This window comes from Rhizobium sp. P32RR-XVIII, assembly GCF_012641395.1.
Taxonomy (GTDB): Bacteria; Pseudomonadota; Alphaproteobacteria; order Rhizobiales; family Rhizobiaceae; genus Rhizobium.
Genome location: NZ_JABAIH010000010.1, coordinates 37,388 through 58,227, shown reverse-complemented (window position 1 = coordinate 58,227; position 20,840 = coordinate 37,388). Strand labels below are relative to the sequence as shown.

Annotated in this window: 19 protein-coding genes; 9 read left to right on the top strand and 10 right to left on the bottom strand. The window is 59.2% G+C overall.

All coding sequences use genetic code 11. The annotated features are described in order from the left end of the window. Window positions 1-17: 17 nt before the first annotated feature. Window positions 18-1,097, top strand: coding sequence for an acyl-CoA dehydrogenase family protein (locus HGP14_RS24345; RefSeq protein ID WP_168832441.1), 1,080 nt, complete (start codon window positions 18-20; stop codon window positions 1,095-1,097). On the opposite strand, the gene HGP14_RS24340 is transcribed toward HGP14_RS24345, so the two are convergent. Further along, window positions 1,098-1,565 carry an Rrf2 family transcriptional regulator gene (locus HGP14_RS24340; RefSeq protein ID WP_168832440.1) on the bottom strand — a complete coding sequence of 156 codons (468 nt, stop codon included), beginning with the start codon at window positions 1,563-1,565 and terminating at the stop codon, window positions 1,098-1,100. A gap of 193 nt (window positions 1,566-1,758) precedes the next feature. Between HGP14_RS24340 and HGP14_RS24335 the strand changes: the two genes are divergently transcribed. The 5 genes from HGP14_RS24335 to HGP14_RS24315 all read left to right on the top strand — a co-directional run bounded on the left by HGP14_RS24335 (window position 1,759) and on the right by HGP14_RS24315 (window position 8,214). Beyond that, window positions 1,759-2,688 (top strand): LysR family transcriptional regulator, encoded by a 930-nt coding sequence (locus HGP14_RS24335; RefSeq protein WP_168832439.1) that lies wholly within the window; start codon window positions 1,759-1,761, stop codon window positions 2,686-2,688. Between the two features lie 326 nt (window positions 2,689-3,014). Continuing rightward, on the top strand, window positions 3,015-3,380 hold the full coding sequence (copC, locus tag HGP14_RS24330; RefSeq protein WP_168832438.1) for a copper homeostasis periplasmic binding protein CopC: 366 nt from the start codon (window positions 3,015-3,017) through the stop codon (window positions 3,378-3,380). Next, window positions 3,377-4,264 (top strand): copper homeostasis membrane protein CopD, encoded by an 888-nt coding sequence (gene copD / locus HGP14_RS24325; RefSeq protein WP_168832437.1) that lies wholly within the window; start codon window positions 3,377-3,379, stop codon window positions 4,262-4,264. The genes copC and copD overlap by 4 nt, the downstream gene beginning before the upstream one ends. A 125-nt stretch (window positions 4,265-4,389) precedes the next feature. Beyond that, window positions 4,390-5,301, top strand: a complete 912-nt coding sequence (locus HGP14_RS24320; RefSeq protein WP_168832436.1) for an ABC transporter substrate-binding protein — start codon at window positions 4,390-4,392, stop codon at window positions 5,299-5,301. A gap of 309 nt (window positions 5,302-5,610) precedes the next feature. Then, the gene (locus HGP14_RS24315; protein ID WP_205927317.1) at window positions 5,611-8,214 is read left to right on the top strand and encodes a PAS domain S-box protein; all 2,604 of its coding nucleotides are present in this window, start codon (window positions 5,611-5,613) and stop codon (window positions 8,212-8,214) included. Between the two features lie 73 nt (window positions 8,215-8,287). Here HGP14_RS24315 and HGP14_RS24310 read toward each other — a convergent pair whose 3' ends face one another. Next, window positions 8,288-8,683, bottom strand: coding sequence for a response regulator transcription factor (locus tag HGP14_RS24310; RefSeq protein ID WP_168832434.1), 396 nt, complete (start codon window positions 8,681-8,683; stop codon window positions 8,288-8,290). 371 nt (window positions 8,684-9,054) lie between these two features. On the opposite strand from HGP14_RS24310, the gene HGP14_RS24305 reads away from it, so the two are divergent. From HGP14_RS24305 to HGP14_RS24295, 3 genes are all read left to right on the top strand, one after another. Continuing rightward, window positions 9,055-9,693, top strand: coding sequence for a response regulator transcription factor (locus HGP14_RS24305; protein ID WP_168832433.1), 639 nt, complete (start codon window positions 9,055-9,057; stop codon window positions 9,691-9,693). A gap of 405 nt (window positions 9,694-10,098) precedes the next feature. After that, on the top strand, window positions 10,099-10,320 hold the full coding sequence (locus HGP14_RS24300) for a hypothetical protein (protein ID WP_168832432.1): 222 nt from the start codon (window positions 10,099-10,101) through the stop codon (window positions 10,318-10,320). 167 nt (window positions 10,321-10,487) lie between these two features. After that, the gene (locus HGP14_RS24295; RefSeq protein WP_168832431.1) at window positions 10,488-10,967 is read left to right on the top strand and encodes an MEKHLA domain-containing protein; all 480 of its coding nucleotides are present in this window, start codon (window positions 10,488-10,490) and stop codon (window positions 10,965-10,967) included. Window positions 10,968-11,006: 39 nt separating this feature from the next. On the opposite strand, the gene HGP14_RS24290 is transcribed toward HGP14_RS24295, so the two are convergent. From HGP14_RS24290 to HGP14_RS24255, 8 genes are all read right to left on the bottom strand, one after another. Further along, the gene (locus HGP14_RS24290; RefSeq protein WP_168832430.1) at window positions 11,007-12,035 is read right to left on the bottom strand and encodes a CorA family divalent cation transporter; all 1,029 of its coding nucleotides are present in this window, start codon (window positions 12,033-12,035) and stop codon (window positions 11,007-11,009) included. Between the two features lie 258 nt (window positions 12,036-12,293). After that, entirely contained in the window at window positions 12,294-12,575 is a 282-nt protein-coding gene (locus HGP14_RS24285) for a hypothetical protein (protein WP_168832429.1), read from the bottom strand. 116 nt (window positions 12,576-12,691) lie between these two features. Next, complete coding sequence (locus HGP14_RS24280) at window positions 12,692-12,880, bottom strand: DUF3008 family protein (RefSeq protein ID WP_168832428.1); 189 nt, start codon at window positions 12,878-12,880, stop codon at window positions 12,692-12,694. Between the two features lie 183 nt (window positions 12,881-13,063). Further along, window positions 13,064-14,383, bottom strand: coding sequence for a glucoamylase family protein (locus HGP14_RS24275; RefSeq protein WP_168832557.1), 1,320 nt, complete (start codon window positions 14,381-14,383; stop codon window positions 13,064-13,066). Window positions 14,384-14,523: 140 nt separating this feature from the next. After that, the gene (locus tag HGP14_RS24270; RefSeq protein ID WP_168832427.1) at window positions 14,524-16,971 is read right to left on the bottom strand and encodes a phosphoketolase; all 2,448 of its coding nucleotides are present in this window, start codon (window positions 16,969-16,971) and stop codon (window positions 14,524-14,526) included. 67 nt (window positions 16,972-17,038) lie between these two features. Then, window positions 17,039-18,715: an ABC transporter ATP-binding protein/permease gene (locus HGP14_RS24265; protein ID WP_168832426.1), complete on the bottom strand. Its 1,677-nt coding sequence runs from the start codon at window positions 18,713-18,715 to the stop codon at window positions 17,039-17,041. A gap of 470 nt (window positions 18,716-19,185) precedes the next feature. After that, complete coding sequence (locus HGP14_RS24260) at window positions 19,186-20,019, bottom strand: ABC transporter permease (RefSeq protein WP_168832425.1); 834 nt, start codon at window positions 20,017-20,019, stop codon at window positions 19,186-19,188. An 11-nt stretch (window positions 20,020-20,030) separates the two neighbouring features. Further along, window positions 20,031-20,840, bottom strand: a complete 810-nt coding sequence (locus HGP14_RS24255; protein WP_168832424.1) for an ABC transporter ATP-binding protein — start codon at window positions 20,838-20,840, stop codon at window positions 20,031-20,033.

Sequence of the window (20,840 nt, the reverse complement as noted above, 5' to 3'; positions counted from 1 at the left end):
GAACACGAGACCGACCGATGGGAACCGTATCGCAATTTCACGACCGTACGAGACCGGTCGCACAGCGCATCGAAAGCGAGGAAGAGGCGATCAACACGGCCCGCAGCCTTGCTGCCGCCTTTCAGCGGCAAGCGAGCGAGCGGGACATCAACCGCATCCTGCCTTACCAGGAAATCGATGCGCTCTCGCAATCCGGCCTTGCCGCCCTCTCCGTCCCTGCCGAGTATGAGGGGCTGGACGTCACCAATTCGCTGCTCGCCGAAATCGTTGCGATTATCGCCGAAGGCGACCCCTCGATCGGTGAATTTCTCGAAGTCCACTTTACCGTGCTCGAAGGGTTGCGGCAGCACGCCAGCGAAGAGCTGAAGCGCTTGCTTTTCGCGCGCGTGCTTGCCGGCGATCGCCTTGCAGCGGCTTCATTTCCAGACACCGCAGCAACCAGCGCGAACGGTCTCGGACACCGACTGAACGGCCGCAGCACATCTTCTCCCGCCGTCCTCTTCGTCGATTGGATCGCGATCCGAAGTGATCAGAGCACGCTCTATGTGCCGCGCGACAGCGACGGCCTTCAACTGGTCGATGATTGGGACGGCTTTGGCCAGCGCACCAATGGCACGGCCGCGATCGTCGCCAACGAGGTGCATGTCAATGCAGATGCGATCGCTCCTGCTGCGGAAACACCGTCGGCGATCGGCGAACTGCTGCATGCCGCTGTCGATCTGGGGATTGCGCGCGCGGTTCTTTCGTCGGGTGTCAGCACCACGCAGGAAAGTGACGTTGGCAAACTGGCGATCAGCGCAGAGGCTGCATCCGCTCTTCTCGAAAGGGCCGGTCGCCAGCTCGACATGGCCCAGATCAACATCGTTGGCCGGGCTGCCGAAGATGCCTACTTCTCCGCGACCGCCGCGCGGGCGGTAGCGAGCGAACTAGCGTTGAATGCCTCAAGCCTGGTTTTCGAACTGGCCGGGAAAAATACCGCGAGCATCGGCCTCAACCTCGACCGTCACTGGCGAAACGCTCGCATCCGAGCTTTGGGAACGCCACTCGATGTCCTTCATCGCCGCGCCGCGACCCACCACTTGCGGAAGAATCGCTGATCAACTCGCGGCGGAGACCGGGACCTTTTCGTCGTCGTGGCCTTCAACTTTGCCGCCCTTTGCGACGAATTGTTCGAGCGTCATGCTGTCGAGAATATCAGCGATCGCATCCCGCACCTCGGTCATCGACCTGCGGACGTGGCAGGTTTCCGGATCCGAACAGTCGTCGCAGGCTTCGTATGCCGTACGGCTGGCGCAGCGAATGGGAGCGAGCGGGCCATCGAGCGTCCGGATGACATGACCGATGCGAATTTCCGATGCCGGCCGCGACAGCGAATATCCGCCGCCCGGCCCTTTCTTCGAGCGCAAGATGCCGACATTGCGCAGTTCCAGAAGGATCGCGTCGAGAAATTTTTTGGGGATATTGTTGCGCGCGGCGACATCGTTGATGAAGGCGGTTTCACCTGGAGCGAGACGCGCCAGATCGACCAGTGCCTTCAATCCATATTTGCCTTTTTTTGTTAACATTATCGACTGCCCTACAGGGTTCCGCGCGCCCTGCTGTCCTCTAATATGCAAATAGCGCCGAAAGCACGAATGAGCAAGAAATACCTAGGATTTATATAGGTTAAGTCCGCCTTTTTGACTCTCCTCAAAAATCGGAGTCTTGTGTTACAACCCGAGAGTTCATGATCGCTTCAAGAGGGATTGAAAATAAGCGATGGAAACGCTTGCGAATCTTGAGTCCTTCGTGCGCAGCGCCGAACTCGGCAGCTTCTCGGCTGCGGCGCGGCGGCTGACGATTACACCGGCCGCAGTCAGCCGGAATGTCGCAACGCTCGAAACCAATATCGGCGTCCGGCTTTTCCAGCGCAGCACGCGCAAACTGACATTGACGGAAGCCGGCGAGCGCTTCCTTTTTGCAATCCGCGACCACCTGGAGCGTCTGCAGGATGCGATCGCGGATATTTCCACAGATCGTGGTGAGCCTTCCGGCATCCTGAAGGTTAGCCTGAGCCCGACTTTTGGTATCGCTTATCTTTTGCCGCTGCTGCCGGACTTCATCGCCCGTTATCCTCACATCCGGCCGGAATGGACCTTCGAGAACCGTCCGGTCGATCTGATCGCCGAGGGTTATGACGCGGCGATCGGCGGCGGCTTCGAGCTGACGCCAGGCGTTATCGCCCGCACGCTTGCCCCGGCGCATCTGATCGCAGTCGCCTCCCCCTCCTACATGCAAAGCCGCACGCCACCTGCCGATCCAGCCGGATTGGCCGGGCTCGACGGCATCGTGATGCGCTCGGTGCATACCGGCCGTATTCGCCGCTGGCTGATGCGCAATGCCGCCGGCGAGGAGGTGGCGGCCGAGCTTCAGGAAAAGATCGTCGTCAACGATCCGGCAGCCATGTGCCGCGCCGCGGTGCTCGGTCTCGGCGTGACGCTGATCGCTAAACCTGACGCGCTGCCCTATCTCGACAGCGGCGAGCTCATCCGGCTCGTTCCGCATTGGTACGCCGATGCCGGGCCAATCTCGCTTTACTACGCGACCCGCTCACTCCTGCCCGCAAAGACCCGCGCTTTCGTGGATTTCGTCACCGAGGAGTTCCGAAAGAGAAAGTTAGCCGCCCGCTTTGCCGGCAGCCCGGATTGAGGCCTCAACGGGTGTCACGATCGTACCGGTGGTGCTGGTGCGCCTATCCGCCGCAAGCGCCGTTTCAGAGCGGAATTCGCTTGGGATTCCAGATCTCGTCAATTAGGAAAACCGACGCCACGGCATCGGTCCTGTCGCGCTCGATCTCAGTATTCCAGGCAGCGAAGGCCGCGACCGAACTCGGGGCGAGGCGATTTGACTACACCCCCGGAATAAATCCGATCCGCGAATGTCTACCATTTCCGATGGTTATATTCGCGGCCGCCGGGATACCGCGGCGTTCATCGCATGTCCCAACCTCAACCTCGACCGAAAGGCACATCCTAATGCCACGACTTACCCGCCTTCTCTCCTACGCCGCTGTCGCGAGCGCCGTGCTTGTAGGCCCGGCTTTCGCCCACGCGCACCTGACGTCCTCCGTACCGGCCGACAACGCTTCCGTTGCAGCACCGAGCGAGATTGACCTGATCTTCACCGAGGGGCTAAACCTCAAATTCTCAGGCATCAAGGTGACTGGGCCCGACAAGCAGGATGTCGAGCTTGGCGACAGTAAGTTGATGGACGGCGACAAGACATTGATGGTACCCATCTCCGACCCGCTGAAGCCTGGTGCTTACACCGTCGACTGGCACGTGCTTTCGACCGACGGCCACAAGACCAGCGGTTCCTACAGCTTCACCGTCAAGCCGTGACCGGTCCCGGCGCCGCCCTCATCCTTTGCCGGTTCCTCTTCGACGCTGCCACGCTCTTGCTGTGGGGCACCAGTGTCTATTTGTGCACGCTCGTGCCGAGCGGTTTGCGGTCGAATGTTTGGGCGCGGCTTTATGCATTCCGAACGGCCGCTATCGTCTGCGTGACCGTGGCGACCGTTGCCACGCTTCCACTACGTGCTGCCACGATCGGAGAAGGCTGGCAGGACGCGATCAGCTTCGAGATGATGGCCAGCGTCGCATCGGAGACAACCGTCGGAGCCGCTTGGGTGTGCCAGGTGGTCGCGACTTTGCTGCTTCTTGCCACGGGCGCCCTACCACCTCGCTACCGACTTTCCGCAACTGCAGCGACGTGCGCCTTGCTCCTCTGCAGTCAGGCGGTGACGGGGCATGCTGCCATGAACGAAGGCTGGCTGCGAACCCTTCATCAGGCAAATGATATCATCCACATGCTTGCCGGAGGAGCTTGGCTCGGCGCGCTGCTGCCTTTGCTCATCATCCTGCGGCCGTCGACCGACCCTGCAAAGAAACAGGAAGCCAGAACGGCGCTCATCCGCTTCTCGACGGCCGGGCATGTCGCCGTGGCTATCGTCATCCTCTCGGGGGTCGCCAACATGCTTCTAGTTCTTGGCCGCCTACCCACGGACTGGACCATCGACTATCAGCGGCTGCTTGCGATCAAGATCGGGCTGGTCGCCATGATGGCGCTGATGGCGATTTTCAACCGCTACGTGTTCGTGCCTCGATTGGCACGCAGATCCCATTCCGTTTCGGCATTAACCGCCGGGACCGCAGCCGAGATTATCCTCGGACTGTTCGTCATTGGCCTCGTCGCGTGGTTCGGCATGCTTGAGCCATATCCGTAGCTCGGCCCGCGTCGGCCAAAATTGTTCCGGCTAAAGCTTTCATGTATATTAGCAACTTATCCGCCTCCGCATTCCTCGAATGAACTTGCCCAGGCGGCTTGGCGATCCCGACCGAGGGTTCCGGCATGGTTGCACATCGTCGAATGACGGGCCTGATGAGCGCCCTGCTGTTGGCGCTGTGCTGTCTTGCAGCAGGCGGGTGGCGGGTGATGGCCACGGAGCCAGCGGCTCCGGTCCAGGATGTGGTGCGCCGCAGTGAGTTCGAGCGGCAACTGATTAGCCGAAGATACACTTACGAACTTTTGGATGCCGCACTGGAACGCAGCGTTGCCCGCTACGGGCCGTATCGAGTCGAACCTGCCATGACGGAGTTGACCGCTGCCCGGCTCAGGCGCGAGGCCGTGAAAGGTGATCTGATCAATCTCGTGGTCCTCGAACCGCTCGACGACGATTTGATCCCAATTGATATCCCGCTGGACAAGGGTCTTTTTGGCTATCGCATCGCCTCCATCCGCGCCAGCGATCAGGGCCGGGTGGCAAAGGTGCGAGATCTCGCCGACCTCAGGCAACTACGGATCGGGGCATCAGGCGAGACGACGGCGGCGATATTTCGCCACAACGGCATGGAGGTCGTGACTGCCACAGATCCCAAGTTGCTGATGCTAATGCTGGAACGCGGACGCTTCGACCTGATTCCACGCGGTGCAACCGTGGTTGCTGCAATACATGATGAAGATGCAAAGGCTTACCCGAACCTGGCGACCGACCAGCATCTGCTCATACACTTCCCTTATGCGCAGTACGCCTATGTTTCGAAGTCCGCACCGCGCTTGGCGGAACGAATCCGCTATGGGCTGCAGGAAATGCAAAAGGATGGCAGCTTTGACCGTTACTTTGAAAAGTACTTCGCGCAGACGATTGCCGACTTTCGCTTCTCGCAGCGAACGGTCATCGAGCTCGAGAACCCCTCCCTGCCGGCCTGGGCAAAGATTCCTCGCCTTGAGTGGCGCTCAAGTGATAGCGTACAAAATCGTTGACGTGGACGATCATCTTCATCGGTTAAAGCAAGGGAAACAGGGCCATACTGTCAGAGGCCGGACTGATCCCGGCCCAGCAGCGGTCTTTACGCGGCGTGCGAAGGAAGAATGCGGCTATCTTCAGTCTGCCACCGTTGGAACGAGGGGCACTAAGCGCGCCACAAAATAGCGTTTGACCTTTTGGGCGTCGGCGATTGAGCCGCTGGAGCGAAGGATGGTGAGCGCTTGAAACGGTATTCGGGTGTCCTCAGCGCACTTGCAGCCCATACGCGCGGACGTTTGGGGGTCCCCGCCAGCATGCGCCACAGCTTGGGGCTGCGCCTTCTGATCAGCGTCCTCCTCTTTAGCGTGTCCATCACGCTCATCTTGACCCTGCTTCAGCTCTATATCGATTACCGGCGCGATGTTTCGGCCCTTGAGTCGCGGCTTGAGCAGATCAGCAATAGCTATCTCGGCAGCCTGGCTGAAAGTCTCTGGACCTTGGACCAAACGCAGCTGCGGCTGCAACTCACCGGAATTCTCCAGCTTCCTGATATCAGCGCCGTGGAGGTCCGCGAGACGACTGCGACCGGAAATCCGTTTACCGTGCAGGTTGGAGCGAAATCATCCGATTCATCCATCATCGCACAGGAATATCCGCTACGCCGCAGTGTGGAGGGGCAAGAGAAAACGATCGGCACACTTCATATCGAGGCCACGCTTGCCGGCATATATCGTATGCTGCTGAATAGAGCATGGACAATCTTTCTTGGGCAGGCAGCAACAATATTACTGCTATCATTGTTCATCATTTACATTTTTCATTATCTCATCACGCGTCATCTGTTTGCTATCGCGAACTTTGTTAGCACCTACTGCATCAGTGATCCGCCGCCGCATTTACGGTTGCGGCGCCGTCCCCCTCGGCACGAGGACGAACTGGAGCGGCTGGTGACCGCCTTCAATCTGCTGTCCGACGACCTTCAGACAGCCTATCACGGTCTTTGTAATGCCAATGTTCAGCTTGCCCGAGACGTTGCAGTCCGCAGCGAAATAGAGGCAGTCCTGCGGGAAAGGGAGGCCCGTATCCGGCGCTTGGTCGAAGCCAATATCATCGGCATTTTCATCTGGGACTTCGAAGGCCGGATAATCGAGGCCAATGACGCCTTTCTCCAGATTGTGGGCTACCAGCGTGAAGATCTTGTCGCCGGGCGCCTGAGCTGGGCCGACTTGACACCGCCGGACTGGCACGGGCGCGATGTCCAGTGGTTACAAGAGCACAAACTGACCGGAAGCCGGCCACCAATCGAGAAGGAGTACTTTCGAAAGGACGGCAGCCGCGTGCCGGTGATGATCGGCGCGGCAACCTTTGAAGAAAGCGATAATCAAGGCGTCGCCTTCGTGATTGATCTGACGGAGCGCAAGCAGGCGGAAGAGGCGCTACGTGAGAGCGAGGAGCAATGGAGGGCGGTCTTCGAGAACAATCCGACGATGTATTTCATGATAGACGACACAGGCACAATCCTGTCCGTCAATCCCTTTGGCGCAGAACAGCTTGGATACACCGTCGACGAATTGATCGGTCGCCCTGTACAGGACATCTTTCACGAGGAAGACCGGGACGCTGTCCAGAGAAATGCGGCCGCTTGTCTTGAACATCTTGGCCGGGCCATGAGCTGGGAACTGCGCAAGGTCCGCAAAGACGGCTCGATGCTCTGCGTCCGCGAGACGGCCCGGGCGATGGTGGTGAAGAAGCGTACCGTGCTCCTGATCGTCTGTGAGGACATCACCGAACGCAAACGCGCCGAAGAGGCGGCCCGGCGGAGTGAAGAAGAGCTTCGTCAGGTCATCGAGACTGTGCCCGCTATGGTTTGGACCGCCTTGCCCGACGGCCACGTCGATTTCATCAATCAACGGTGGCGGGAGTTTACAGGCCTGTCCCTCGATGAAACCTTGGGATGGAGCTGGGAAGCAGAAGCCCCATTTCACCCGGAAGACATCGAAGCTTACCTCGCAAACTGGCATGCATCTCTGGCCACAGGCCAGCCTTTCGAAGCCGAGATGCGCATCCGCCGCGCGGCTGACGGCGAATATCGCTTGCTGTTTGAAAGCGCCGTGCCACTCAGGGATGAAGGGGGCAATATCCTTAAATGGTACGGATTCCTCGTCGACATTGAAGACCGCAGGCGGACCGAGGAGGCGCTGCAGAAGGCGCAGGCGGAACTCGCGCATGTGGCGCGGGTGACGACGATGGGAGCGTTGACCTCGTCCATCGCGCACGAGGTCAACCAGCCGCTGGGAGCCATCGTCACCAATGCCAATGCGGCCCTACGCTGGCTTGCCAGTCAGCCCTCCAACATCGGCGAAGCTCGGGAAGCGCTTGGGCGCATCGTCCGGGACGGTCACCGCGCCGGTGAGGTGATCGGGCGGGTGCGCTCGCTGCTCAGGAAGACGGAAACAGCCACGACGCGCGTGGAACTAAATGCCCTCATCGAGGATACGGTAGGCCTGCTTCAAGGCGAGCTGCGCCGCCACCGCATCCTGCTGCACACCGAGCTGGCGGAAGACTTGCCGCCGGTGGCAGGGGATCGCGTGCAGTTGCAGCAGGTGATTCTCAACCTGATGATGAACGGCATCGAGGCAATGAGCGGGGTGACGGACCGGCCGCGCGAGCTGCTGATCACCTCCCGGCTTGAGGCATCCGCGGCGGTGCTCGTCGCCGTGAGGGATACCGGCACCGGGCTCGACCCGCAAAGTGCGGAGCTGTTCGTGCCGTTCTACACGACGAAGGCGGAGGGACTTGGACTTGGCCTGTCGATCTGCCGGCTCATCATAGAGGCCCATGGAGGGCGGTTGTGGGCAAGCGCAAATGAACCTCACGGGGCGGTATTTCAGTTCACCCTGCCTTCGGAACGGGAGGAGTTCAGCAGCTGACGACAGCTTGCTGAAGGCGCTTTGTTCGTCGGAGCATGGCCGGGCTGTACGACTGGGGTGCCTTCGTCTCAAGTCATAAATCGACCTCTCCGTCGCTACCAGGCGGCAGCGCGGAACGGATGCAATCAAGGAGATCCTGCTCGCCAAAGGGTTTTGTCAGATAGCCGACTATACCCGGGCCGAACCCCCGCGCGCGCGCATTTTCGTCCGGATAAGCGGTAATCAGAACGGTCGGAATATTCTTGCCCAGCGCAACGAGGTGGCGGTGCAGATCAAGCCCGCTCAGTCCGGGCATATGGATATCCGTGACCAGACAAGCGGTGCGATTGATATCGGGAAACTTCAGAAAATCGTCCGCGGATGAAAAGGCCTCGGCGTCAAATCCCAGCGATCTCATGAGTCCTTCGATAGCCTCGCGCATCGACACGTCGTCATCGACGATCGCAATCAGAGGCTTGACGGTTGGCACTGCCGCCTCCCCAAAAATTCGCCGTTTGGTGTTGTGAAGCATTCTAGCGTTGTAGCGTCTGCAATAACATACAACAGCGTGCAGTGACGACAAAGTCACCGGAGCCTATACGATGGTATAGGTTGTTTAACACCGGCACCATCACAACGAGGAGGCGCAAAGCGGCTGACCCGGCGGACTGGTCACATCGCATTTGCCCTTGTGGCTTAGATAATTAGGGGGCATTCTAGCGTGCCGGAGCTCGGGAGGGAGAGAGGGGGAGTGTTCTGTTCACCTTGGCGTTATAGCGTTTCGAGTCCGCCTCGGCCTGCTGCCATAATGGGCACAGATAGCGCGCGACGAGAGCTCGCTCAGTTTTGGGGGCGCTGACGATGCCCGAGGCGCCAGCAACCGTTATTGTCATCGATGACGATCCGGCGATCCGCGAGGCGCTCGGCAGTCTCCTTCGATCCGTCGGTTTTGACGTGAAGCTCCTCACCTCGGTGGGCGATTTCCTCAATTCTGGGCGGCCAGCCGGGCCGACCTGCCTCGTGCTCGATGTCCGGCTACCTGGACAAAGCGGCCTTGATTTTCAACGGCAGCTGTCGCAGGCGGACATGCAGCTCCCGATCGTCTTCATCACTGGGCATGGCGATATTCCGATGTCCGTCCAGGCAATGAAGGAGGGCGCGATCGAGTTCCTGACGAAGCCGTTCCGCGATCAGGATTTGCTCGATGCCGTTTACGTCGGCCTGGCGCGCGACCGCGTATGGCTTGAAAATGAAAAGGCACTGGAGACATTGCGCCTGCGGTTCGATAGCTTGACCCCGCGAGAGCGCGAGGTAATGGCTCTGGTAGTAACCGGCCGGCTCAACAAGCAGATCGCCGGAGATCTGGGCGTTAGCGAGATTACCGTGAAGGTTCACCGCAGTCAGGTCATGCAGAAGATGCGTGCTGCCTCCTTGCCGGAGCTCGCCCGCATGGCGGACAAGCTGAAGCTGCCGCTTGGGGAGCCGCCGAGGCACGTATAAACGCTCTAGGGCCAAAAAAAGCCCAAGCCGGTACTATCCATTTTCAGCCTTGCCAAGGTTTCGCCGCAGCGCACCCAGTTTCCGGACGGGTTCTCGTGCCGCATCCGAAGGTATGACGAGAAAAGACGACTGTATAATTCTCTTTCGTCCCTCCTGGCGCTACATTTTCTCCAGCCTCATGAGAGGCGGGTAGCAAGCTCTTCTCTCCTGCTACCAATGAGCTTCGGCATCCCCTCCCGAAGCTTCGCGGGTCCAGGATCCCGCAAGACCGCCCAGCCGTCCTGGGCGGTCTTCCTGAAGCTACGAAGACCAAGGGGAGTTTCTCCCCGATCGCTCTAGCCGACCCGAACGGGAAAGCGCTGCAGAACTTTTTGTTACGCCCGACGTTCCACGGAGCACTCAAAAATGAAGCGTCATCAGCATAGGGATCAGAACTCGCAATCCCTCAGCCTCGCCTTCCCGCTCGGCATGTACCTGATTTCGCTATTTGCCATCGCGATCTATCTTGCTTTCGTCACACCGCATGGCCCGTTTGGTGGCGAGTTTTCGCCGGGCCACAGACCACAGGAGCTTTTCGGAGATACCCCCTCTGCGCCCATCGAAGCAGCCTCGAATGCTCAATGGTAACGGCATCCAGCGGTTGGTCCATGCCTGCCGGCCAACTCATTGCCTCATGAAGCCACGTCCGGCATCTCCAGCGGTCGATATCGTGTAATGGGCGCCTCATTTTTGACTCCAATTCACAGAAGACAGACATAAGGAGCGACTTTCGTCGTCGCTGAAGGATGTATGGCATGATATTCGACTACAGCATGGCAGGACTCGACTTGTCCTGCGATCCGGCGTTTTACACGCTGATGGCCGAGAGCTTTGAACGCCGCGTAGGACGACCTCTGACACCCGAGGACCAAGGTGCCGAGTGGCTGTACAACCAGTCTCCGGCTGTGGTCCTTGCTCACAACAATGAAACCGATCCGCGTTTCATCTATGCAAACCGCGCCGCCCAGGCCTGCTTTGGATATACATGGGCGGAGTTCATTACCTTGCCGTCCCGTCTTTCGGCTGAAGCGCCGGATCGGGCCGAGCGCGAAAGATTGCTCAATGCCGTGACAGCCAACGGTTTTATTGCCGACTACCGTGGCCTTCGCATTGCCAAATCAGGCCGCCGCTTCTGGATTGAAAATGCCATTGTCTGGGAACTCATCGATCGGCAGGGACGGCGCCTCGGCCAAGCCGCAACGTTCGATACCTGGAAAGATGTCAGCGTCGAGTAAAGCGCCGGGCGGGGCTGGCGTGCAGCTCGCGTCTGATTCCTAGAGCCAGTTGATGCGCTTCAGCATCCACAGTGTCACGACCGCCATGATCGTCACGAATGCAACGATGATCACAAAGGCCCAGGTGTCGTTGACGCCCGGAATGCCGCCGACATTCATGCCGAAAAGGCCGGCAATCACGCTTGGTGGCAACAGCAGCGCCGCAAGCGCAGCCAGACGGTTGGAGTTGCGGGCGATGCGTTCGCTGATAACGGTCGAAAGGTCGTCGTGCAGGATACTCGTGCGATCACGTATCGCGTCGAGATATTCGATGAAGCGCATCAGCTTGTCGATAACTTCGCGCATGCGAAGCTTGTCGCGCTCGGCCAGCCAGGGTGCGTCGTCATGCTCGATGCGATTGAGCGCATCGCGCTGGGGCGCAAGATAGCGGCGAAGTTGCACGGCACGCCGACGTAGCAACTTGAGGCGCTCGCGCACCTGGCTCGCCTCACCGTGAAATATCATCTCGTCGAGTTCGTCCACTTCCTCGTCCATGGCGTCGAGCACGGCTTCGAGATCGCGCACCAGTTTGTCGCCGATCAGGGCAAGCAGATCGCCAGTGCGCTGAGGGCCCTTGTTCTTCTCCAGTGACAAACGGATGTCGCGGAGTGCGGTAATGTAATGACCGCTGTCGCGCAGTGAGACGATGCGGTTTGTGTCGACCCAAAGATGCAGGGGCACGAGATCGATATCCGCCGGTGCCTCCTGCGCGTCCTCCGGCGACGTGGCGCACACGCCGCGCAGGATAATCAACAGTCCATCGTCGACAGGTTCGACGCGAGGGCGGGACTCTTCTTCCAGAAGCGCCTCGACCACAAACGGATCAAGGCCGCTTTTGTGCGTGATCCAGGAAGCGGCGGCGGGATGATCGCGCTCCAGATGAAGCCAGAGGACGCCCTCTTCCGGCCTCCAAGCGCAGAGCTGCGCCATGTCCAGTTGCCTGCACCCGCCTTGTCCGTCAAGCAGCGAGGCAAAGCGCAATCCAGGTTCGGCACCATAGCTGACACTCGGAGTCTTCGATGCTTCCATTGTGCCTCAACACATTCAAATGGGGACAAAAATGCAGGCAGCACAATGCGTGGCGCTTATGCAATTCACTCTATCAGCTTGGGTTAAAGCTGCAAGGCAAGGCGATTAGCCATCTCGCTTGCCGATACTGTCGCAACGACTGCTGAATAGGCATCGCTTTGCAACCGGCAGCGAAATGCTATTCGGTCGGTACCGTCATATCGGCGGAATACGCGCTCGCGTCGGCGATGCCGGCGTGAATACCTCAACATCCGGTGTTCACGTCGACCTGCCGACGAGTTCAGCATAATCCGAGAAGGTAAGCCGTTTCGCCCGCTGAGCATCCTGGCCGGCGAGCAGGAGGACGCGGATCGGAAACAGCGCCGCCGCACGGTTGGCATCCGATAGTTCGCGCTTGCCGTCCTCCGCGATCGCTCTCTCCGCCTCTTCCAGGGCGGCATTGATGTCCCGGCGACTGATCAGGCCCTTGTCGACAATGACATCCGCCATGGCTGCGATCGCCATGACGAGGCCTTCGAGTTGAAGATTGGCCGTGTTCAAAGTGTGCTCCTGTGTAAATTGTACGCCACACCTATGGTTCCGCCTCTGCCCAACGACGGACGTTTCTTGAAGCTGTATCGGTCAAGCTTTGATGGGCGTGCAATGGCGACGCTTAATCACGATTTCGAGGCATGCTCCGGTTTGCCTTTACGTTTCGTCGACGCCATGTCGTGCAGCTCCTTCTCGCTCATGGACTCAGCCATGCCCTTTGAAGCGCCCTTCAGCTCGCTCTTTTTTATGTCTCCACGCTTGGCGGCGAGAGCGGCGCCTGCGGCCTTCTGCTGTGATTTCGATTTTGCCGGCATGGGAAATACTCCCCTGTTTTCTACGAGGGCTGAACCATTCTTACGGGCAAAATGTTCCAGCGGTCGCCACCGGAAGGCTCGTCTTCATGAATGCCGAAAACATCGCCCGAGTCGGTCTCAGGCGGCCTCGGCGGCTGGGGAAAGGGATTGGCGACGCCGGGTGCTCCCTTCGCGCATCCTTTGCTACAGCCAGCCGCCAGTGAACCCGGCCTGACGCAATCCACGGACGATGGGCTCGCAATTGCGCATCAGATTCCAGAGGAGGCCAGTGCGATAGTTTTCGATCATCAGCGCCACCGGCCCCTGGTCGATCCCGAAATGGTAGGGGCTGATCCACCACTCTGTCGGACTGCTTGCATCCTTGAAGGTCTGATTGAAGGACGGCTTGAATCCGTAAAGCCGCGTCATCCCCAGCTTCAAGCCCGCGAAATTGCGAACGGTCGGAATGACGATCTCAGGCGCAAAAGGAAGGGATGCTACGACAACCCAGGGGCATACGGTCCCGTCGTCGGGCCCAAACGGTGCCCCGCGTGCGATGTAATCGAAGAACTCGCGCCGCACGCCGTCAATTTCCACGGTCCGCCAGCCGGGACCGTCGCACGCGGTAAATCCCCAGCAGTGCTCGCCGTAGCCCTCGAATCCCATCGGATTTCGGATCGCATATTCCTGCTGCACGAAGGTGGCCTGACGGCTGTTTTGAAAATAGTCGCTTTCGTGCTCTTGCATGAATTCGTCGCGGATATCGCGGAAGTCGATCCACATATGCGAAAGCTGATGCGTAAAGAGCGGACCGGAATAGAGCAGTTCACGCCCGAAGATGTTACGCCACTCGTAGCTCTCCCTATAGGCCGCATAGCTTTCCGGCGGCAGCGGATAGGTCGGCGATCCAAGCCCCAGTATGTAGAGAAGCAGGCCCTCGTCATAGCCACGCCAGCGATAGGGAATGAAGCCGTTCTCCGGTCGCCAGCCATGCGTCAGCGTCGCACCATGGTCACGCGCCCAGTTCCAGTCTGCCCGTTCGTAGAGCGAGGCAGCAAGATGCCTGACTTGCACCTCGTCCTCCGTATCCCCATCGAAATAGGTAGCGGCCGTCAAAGCGCCGGCAAACAGAAAGGCCGAGTCGATCGTCGACAGTTCGCACTGCCAGACCCGCCGCCCCGTCTCGATGTCGAGGAAATGATAGAAGAATCCCTTGTAACCGGAGGCGTCAGGTTCCGGTCCCTGGTGGCAACGCATCAAGAATTCCAGCCGGCGCCGCGCGATCTTGACGGCAAACTCGCGAATGATAACGCCACGCTCCACCACGACGGGAATGGTGGCAAGCGCCATACCGACCGCAGCGATGCTCGCCGGCGCACCGTCCTGCGTCTTGTCGCGCACCAGCCCGTTGTCCGGATTGGTGCATTGCAGGTAGTAGAGCAGGGTCATTAACTGCAATCGCGCCAAGTCCTGGTCGCTCGGCGCGGACTCCATATGTGGCGCGATGGGAGGTATCTCGATCATGACTTCACCCATTCCACAGCTTCGCGATCCATTTTGCCTCACGCAAATCACAGCCTGAGCGTCGTCAGGCGTGACTTGCGTATCAGCACTGGTGTCATCGCAAGTCAGCCTAGCCGCCCCTCAGCAGCCGGCTGGGCGGCTCACGTGTTGTCGCCTTCCGTCGACGTCCCTTGCGGCCTAACTGACTGTCCTCGGACACCCCATTTCCAGCCGCTGATCTCAGGCATGTCATCGCCGTGCTCCTGGATGTACTGCCGATGCTCGATCAGCTTGTCGCGGATCGCCTGCTTGAAGTAGGCCGCGCGAGCGCCGAGTTGCGGCAGCCGATCAATGACGTCTTCGACGAGATGGAAGCGATCGAGCTGGTTCAGAACGACCATGTCGAACGGCGTCGTGGTCGTTCCCTCCTCCTTGTATCCTCGAACATGCAGATTGTCGTGGTTGGTGCGACGGTAGGTCAGACGATGAATAAGCCAGGGATATCCATGGAACGCGAAGATGATCGGCTTGTCCTTGGTAAACAGCGCGTCGAAATCGCGATCGGAAAGCCCATGCGGGTGCTCGCTTGACGGCTGCAGCTTCATGAGATTGACGATATTGATCACGCGCACCTTCAGCTCCGGAATATGTTCGCGGATCAATTGCACGGCCGCCAGCGTCTCCAGCGTCGGCACGTCGCCACAGCACGCCATGACGACATCCGGCTCCGAACCTCGATCGTTGCTGGCCCACTCCCAAATGCCGAGGCCTTGGGCACAGTGCTTGATCGCCTCATCCATGGTCAGCCATTGCGGAGCCGGCTGTTTGCCGGCCACGACGACGTTCACATAGTTGCGGCTTCGCAGGCAGTGGTCGGTGACCGAAAGCAGCGTATTCGCATCCGGCGGCAGGTAAACGCGGATCACCTCGGCTTTCTTGTTGACGACGTGATCGATGAAGCCCGGGTCCTGGTGGCTGAAGCCATTGTGATCCTGCCGCCAGACATGCGAGCTCAGGAAGTAGTTCAGAGAGGCGATCGACCGCCTCCAGGGAATGTGGTTGCACACCTTCAGCCATTTGGCGTGTTGGTTGAACATCGAGTCGATGATGTGGATGAAAGCCTCATAACAGGAGAAGAAGCCGTGGCGCCCCGTCAGAAGGTAGCCTTCCAGCCAGCCCTGGCACTGATGCTCGCTCAACACTTCCATCACGCGGCCATCGGGCGACAGGTGATCGTCCTCGGGATAGATCTCCGCCATGTAGCAACGGTTGGTGACTTCCATCACGTCCTGCCAGCGGTTGGAGTTGTTCTCGTCAGGGCTGAACAGCCGGAAGTTCTTGCTATCCATGTTCAGCTTCATGACATCGCGCAGGAACTTGCCCATGACACGAGCGGATTCCGTCGTCACCGATCCGGGGCTCGGCACCGAGACGGCGTAGTCGCGGAAGTCCGGCATCTTCAGATCACGCAAAACCAGGCCGCCATTTGCATGCGGGTTGTCGCTCATCCGGCGATGACCCGCCGGGGCCAAGGACGCCAATTCGGCGCGTAATCGACCGTCGTCATCGAAGAGTTCTTCAGGCTTGTAGCTCTTCATCCACTGCTGAAGGATCTCGATGTGCTCCGGCTTGTCCATGTCGCCCATCGGGACCTGATGCGAGCGCCAATAGTCTTCACACTTCTTGCCGTCGATTTCGCTCGGGCAGGTCCACCCCTTAGGGGTGCGGAAGACGATCATGGGCCAGGCCGGACGGCTGACGTTCCCCTTGTCCCTCGCCTCCGCCCAGATCCTTTTGATCTCCGTAACGGCGGTGTCCATGGCCGCGGCCAATTGCTGCTGCACCTTATCGGGATCATGCCCTTCCACGAAAAGCGGCGCATACCCCATCCCTTCGAAGAACTTCTGCAGTTCGGGCTGGGGAATGCGAGCGAGGAAGCACGGGTTGGCGATCTTGTAGCCGTTGAGATGCAGGATCGGCAGCACGCATCCGTCACGGGCGGGATTGAGGAACTTGTTGCCGTGCCATCCCGTCGCCAGCGGGCCTGTTTCGGCCTCGCCGTCGCCGACGACGCAGGCGACGATTAAATCAGGATTGTCGAAGGCAGCGCCGTAGGCGTGGCTCAGGGCATAGCCCAGTTCACCGCCTTCATGGATGCTTCCAGGCGTTTCGGGAGCGACGTGGCTCGGGATTCCACCCGGGAAACTGAACTGCTTGAACAGGCGTTTCATGCCCCCCACGTCCTGCCCGATATTCGGGTAGACTTCGCTGTAGGTTCCCTCCAGATAGGCATGCGCGACCAGCGACGGTCCGCCATGGCCAGGCCCGATCACATAGATCATGTTGAGGTCGTCGCGCTTGATCACCCGATTCAGGTGCACATAGAGCATGTTCAAGCCGGGCGACGTTCCCCAGTGGCCAAGCAGCCGCGGCTTGATATGCTCGCGCCTGAGCGACTCTTTCAGAAGCGGGTTATCGAGTAGATAAATTTGCCCCACCGAAAGATAGTTCGATGCCCGCCAATAGGCGTCCATCAAGCGGAGTTCCTCGGCCCCAAGCGGGGTGGTCTTTGTCTGCTTGTCATCGATTGAAAGAGCGGCATTCGTCATCATCAGCCTCCCATCGAGTTTCTTCTCGCCTCAGTCTCTGTGCTGCATGCCACCACCGCTTGTGCGGTTATGTCCGTTTCCTCCACTGCCAAGCGCCATCGTCTGCAAACTTCAGGATGGCATCATAAAGTGATATCTCTGCGACGTTCCCAATATGAACGCAGGCGATACCGTCTTCTGCAAAGCGCGTAATAATCTTGCGGACTTCGTCCTGCCCCACCGTAGCCGCGGTCCTCTCAAGCACAATGACACGCGGTTTCGCTACGGATACACTCGCCATCGCGAGCAGCTGCTGCTCTCTTGGCGTCAGAAGCGTATCCCATTCTACTACCTGTTCAAATCCCCCCGCTGCGGAAATGCGTTCGAGTCCGAATTCGGTAAGCAGTCTCGAAATCCGTTCATCCAGGTTTTCAGCACCCGCATCCGACGGAACGATCAGCTGTCGAAGCGTGCTCGGCGGAAGATAGGGCTGCTGCGGCAGGAAGCGTATCCCTGCGTTGGCGGGACGAAAGATTCTGCCCGAACCCGGATAAGCGAACCCTGCGGTGACCCTGAAAAACGCGTTCTCTTGGTCCTCGCGGCCGGTCACCAGTACGCGAGCACAAGACGGAATGGCTACGGTCAGCTCCCGCAACAACGGCGCGTCATCCCGCTCTGACAATATCGTGAGCTTCTCATAAACAAGGCCCTCTCCGGTGTCGTCGATCTGAATTTCCGATCGGACGTGCTGCCGGGGGTTTTCTATCGCTGCCGAGAGTGTGCTCAGCCGTGCCACGACGGCAGCAAAATTGGAGATCGAGTTGAATTGGTTGATTATCAGCGAAAAGGCGCCCACCAGCATCGCGAATGCTGCTGCAGACTGTGTAATCACCCCAAATTCGATATCACCGCGGAAAAACGCCGGCGCGACGATCAGAGCAGGGATGATCTGAATCAGCCAGTTGTAACCAGTTGTGAAGAAGCCGACATTGCGGTTCACAGATGTTATGACCCGAAAGTTCGCTACCAGATCATCAATTCGGCCTGCCAGAAAGGACTTCATGTGCCGCTCGGTGCCGGACAGCGTGATCCGTGCGGCATTTTCCCTTGCCCGGACGAGGCCCGTACGGAAGCTTGCCTCTTTATCGAGCTGGTCGTAGTTCAGCTTGATGAGCGGTCGCCCGAGCCATACCGTGAGCAATGAGCCACAAGCTGCGTAGATGAAAGCCACGGCGAACAAGACAGGGTTGATGGACAAAAGCACCCCTGAAAATGAAAGAATCGTCAGTCCGCTGCTGAAGATCAGGAGCAGGAAGGACAGCGTCGTCACGGTAAACGCACGGATATCCTCCGAGATGCGCTGATCCGGATACGAGAGCTCTCCCGAAACGTCCAGGCGGTAGAAGGCTCTGTCCGTGAGATAGAGATTGACGGCGCGACGCGTCAGAAAGTCTCTCCAAAGGAGTGCGAGCCGTTCCTCGGTAAAGCGCGCAAACACCGATACGGTCGTAGAGGCGGCAAACACAAGAAGATAGAACACGGCTTGCCTGGCGAACTCTGCAACCTGCCTGTCGACGATCGCCGTCATGAAATTCCGGCCGACGAAGCTGTTGAGCACATTGAGCCCGTTAATCGCGAGGAAGAATACGACCAGGCTTGCGGTCAGAAGCTTTGCCGTGCCGCCGACTTCCGAAGAAAGGAAATGCTTCACTGAGCGCAGAAAGCGGCTCGCCGTCACCCTGAGAGAAGTCTGCAGCTCTTCCATGCCTCCCTCTTTGCATCGCGTCGCTGCTCGTTTTCGCCCTACAGATGAAGCCCTGCCTCTCTCACGGCTTCCTTGAAGGCTATTCGTGCCAAATAGAGTGGCGATCAGTTGCGAACACCATCTTCGCAACTTTCGATTACTCTGCTAATCCCAGGGCCTCAGAGGGGCCAGTCCTTGCACCCCTTTTTTGGATGCAACTCCGCAGACTCTGCCGCGCAAATGGCGACCGATCTGGAATAGTCGCCAGCCACTTCTTCGGCCTCCACACACATTACCGCCGCGCGCCCGCGGAAACAATAAGGGCCACCACCTAGGCGATTTTTGAGGCCTATGAGCCGGCCTGAGGATGCTGAACCGCTGCGCGCCGACTCTTTCGGCCAAATAGACCGGCGGCCTAATCTATAATGTGGTAGCCGCCGTCGCTGTAGAATCGTGTCGCCGCCGATGGCCGCTGGGAACCGGCCGACCGGCTAGAGCCTGTTGTTCGGCCGCCAGCGGTCGAAGCGGCGCTCGACCATCCTAAGGATGTTGGTGAGCACGACGCCGGCGGCGGCAATCAGGATGATGCCAAACATGACCCGGTCGGTCTGGAAGGTGGCGCCGGCGACGGATATGAGATAGCCGACGCCGGCCTGTGCCGAGTACATCTCGCCGACGACGATGCCGATCAGCGCGTGGCCGAGGCCGAGACGGAGGCCAGTCAACAGGAACGGAACGGCCGCCGGGAAGGCGACGGTCAGGAACATCTGCCTGTCGTTCGCCCCGAAAGAACGAGCCACCTTGATGTAGTCGCGTTCGACGGTCTTGACGCCGGCATTCGTGTTGATGAGGATCGGGAACACGGCGCTCAGGAAGATGATCGCGAACTTCGAGCCGAGACCGATGCCGAACCAGATCATGATCAGCGGCAGGAGCGCAATGCGCGGTGTGGCGTAGAGCGCCGAGATGATCGGGTCGAGCGCCGCGTCGAAACGCCGGTACCAGCCCATCAGAATGCCAAGCGGCACGCCGACGATGATCGCCAGCCCATAGCCTACGAGCAGCTCCAATCCACTGATGGCAAGGTGTGGATAGATGCTGCCGTCAGCGAACATCGCATAACCTGTTGCGATAATGCGGCTCGGCGAACTGGTGAAAAGCGGATTGACCAGGCCAAGGCGGACAACCGCCTCCCAGAGCAGGAGCGCCACGATCATGGTGGCCCCGCCGAGCAAGGCATTCTCTCGGCGCACCAGGAATTCGTAGATGGCGAATTCCGGCTTTCGCTGTCTTGGGATTTCTTGTTCTTCGGTAACGGACGTCATCTCTCGCTCCTTCAATTCACCCGCAGAAGGCCCATTCGGGCGCTTTCTTCCTCGATCAGTCGCCAGATATGGCGAAAGATCTCCATGAAGCGCGGTGTATGCTTCAGATCGAGCGTGCGCTCCTTCGGCAGGTCGATCTCGACAATCTCCTTCACCTTTGCCGGACGCGCCGAAAACACGATGACGCGATTGGAGAGGAAGATCGCCTCGTCGATCTGGTGGGTAATGAACAGCCCGGTCTTCTGAGCACGGTCGAGAATGCGCAGCAACTCGAACTGCATGAATTCGCGTGTCTGCGCGTCGAGTGCGGCAAAGGGCTCATCAAGCAGCAGCAATTCCGGGTCGACGGCCAGCGCCCTTGCGATGTTGACACGCTGACGCATGCCGCCCGAGAGCTCATTCGGAAAGTTGTCCTCGAAGCCGGCGAGCCCGACGAGCTCGACGAACTTGCGCGCACGTGCGGCGATCTCCTCCCTACTGAAGGCCTTCTGGATCTCCAGGCCGTAGGCGACGTTCCTCAGGACGGTGCGCCAGGGAAAAAGCGAATCCTGCTGGAAGACAAGGCCGCGATCCGGGCCTGGTTTCCTCACCTCCCGTTCGTCGATCAGGATTCTGCCGCCGTTGATCGAGACAAGGCCGTCGACGGCAGCGAGGAAGGTCGATTTCCCGCAGCCGCTTGGGCCGACGATGCTGACGAGTTCACCCTCGTTGACACTGAAGTCGACGCCGTCAAGTACGCTCAGATCGCGCTTGGTGCGATCATTGTAATAATTCAGTTTGACGCTATCGGCCTTCAGCTTGACCGGCGTTGCCTGCAACAT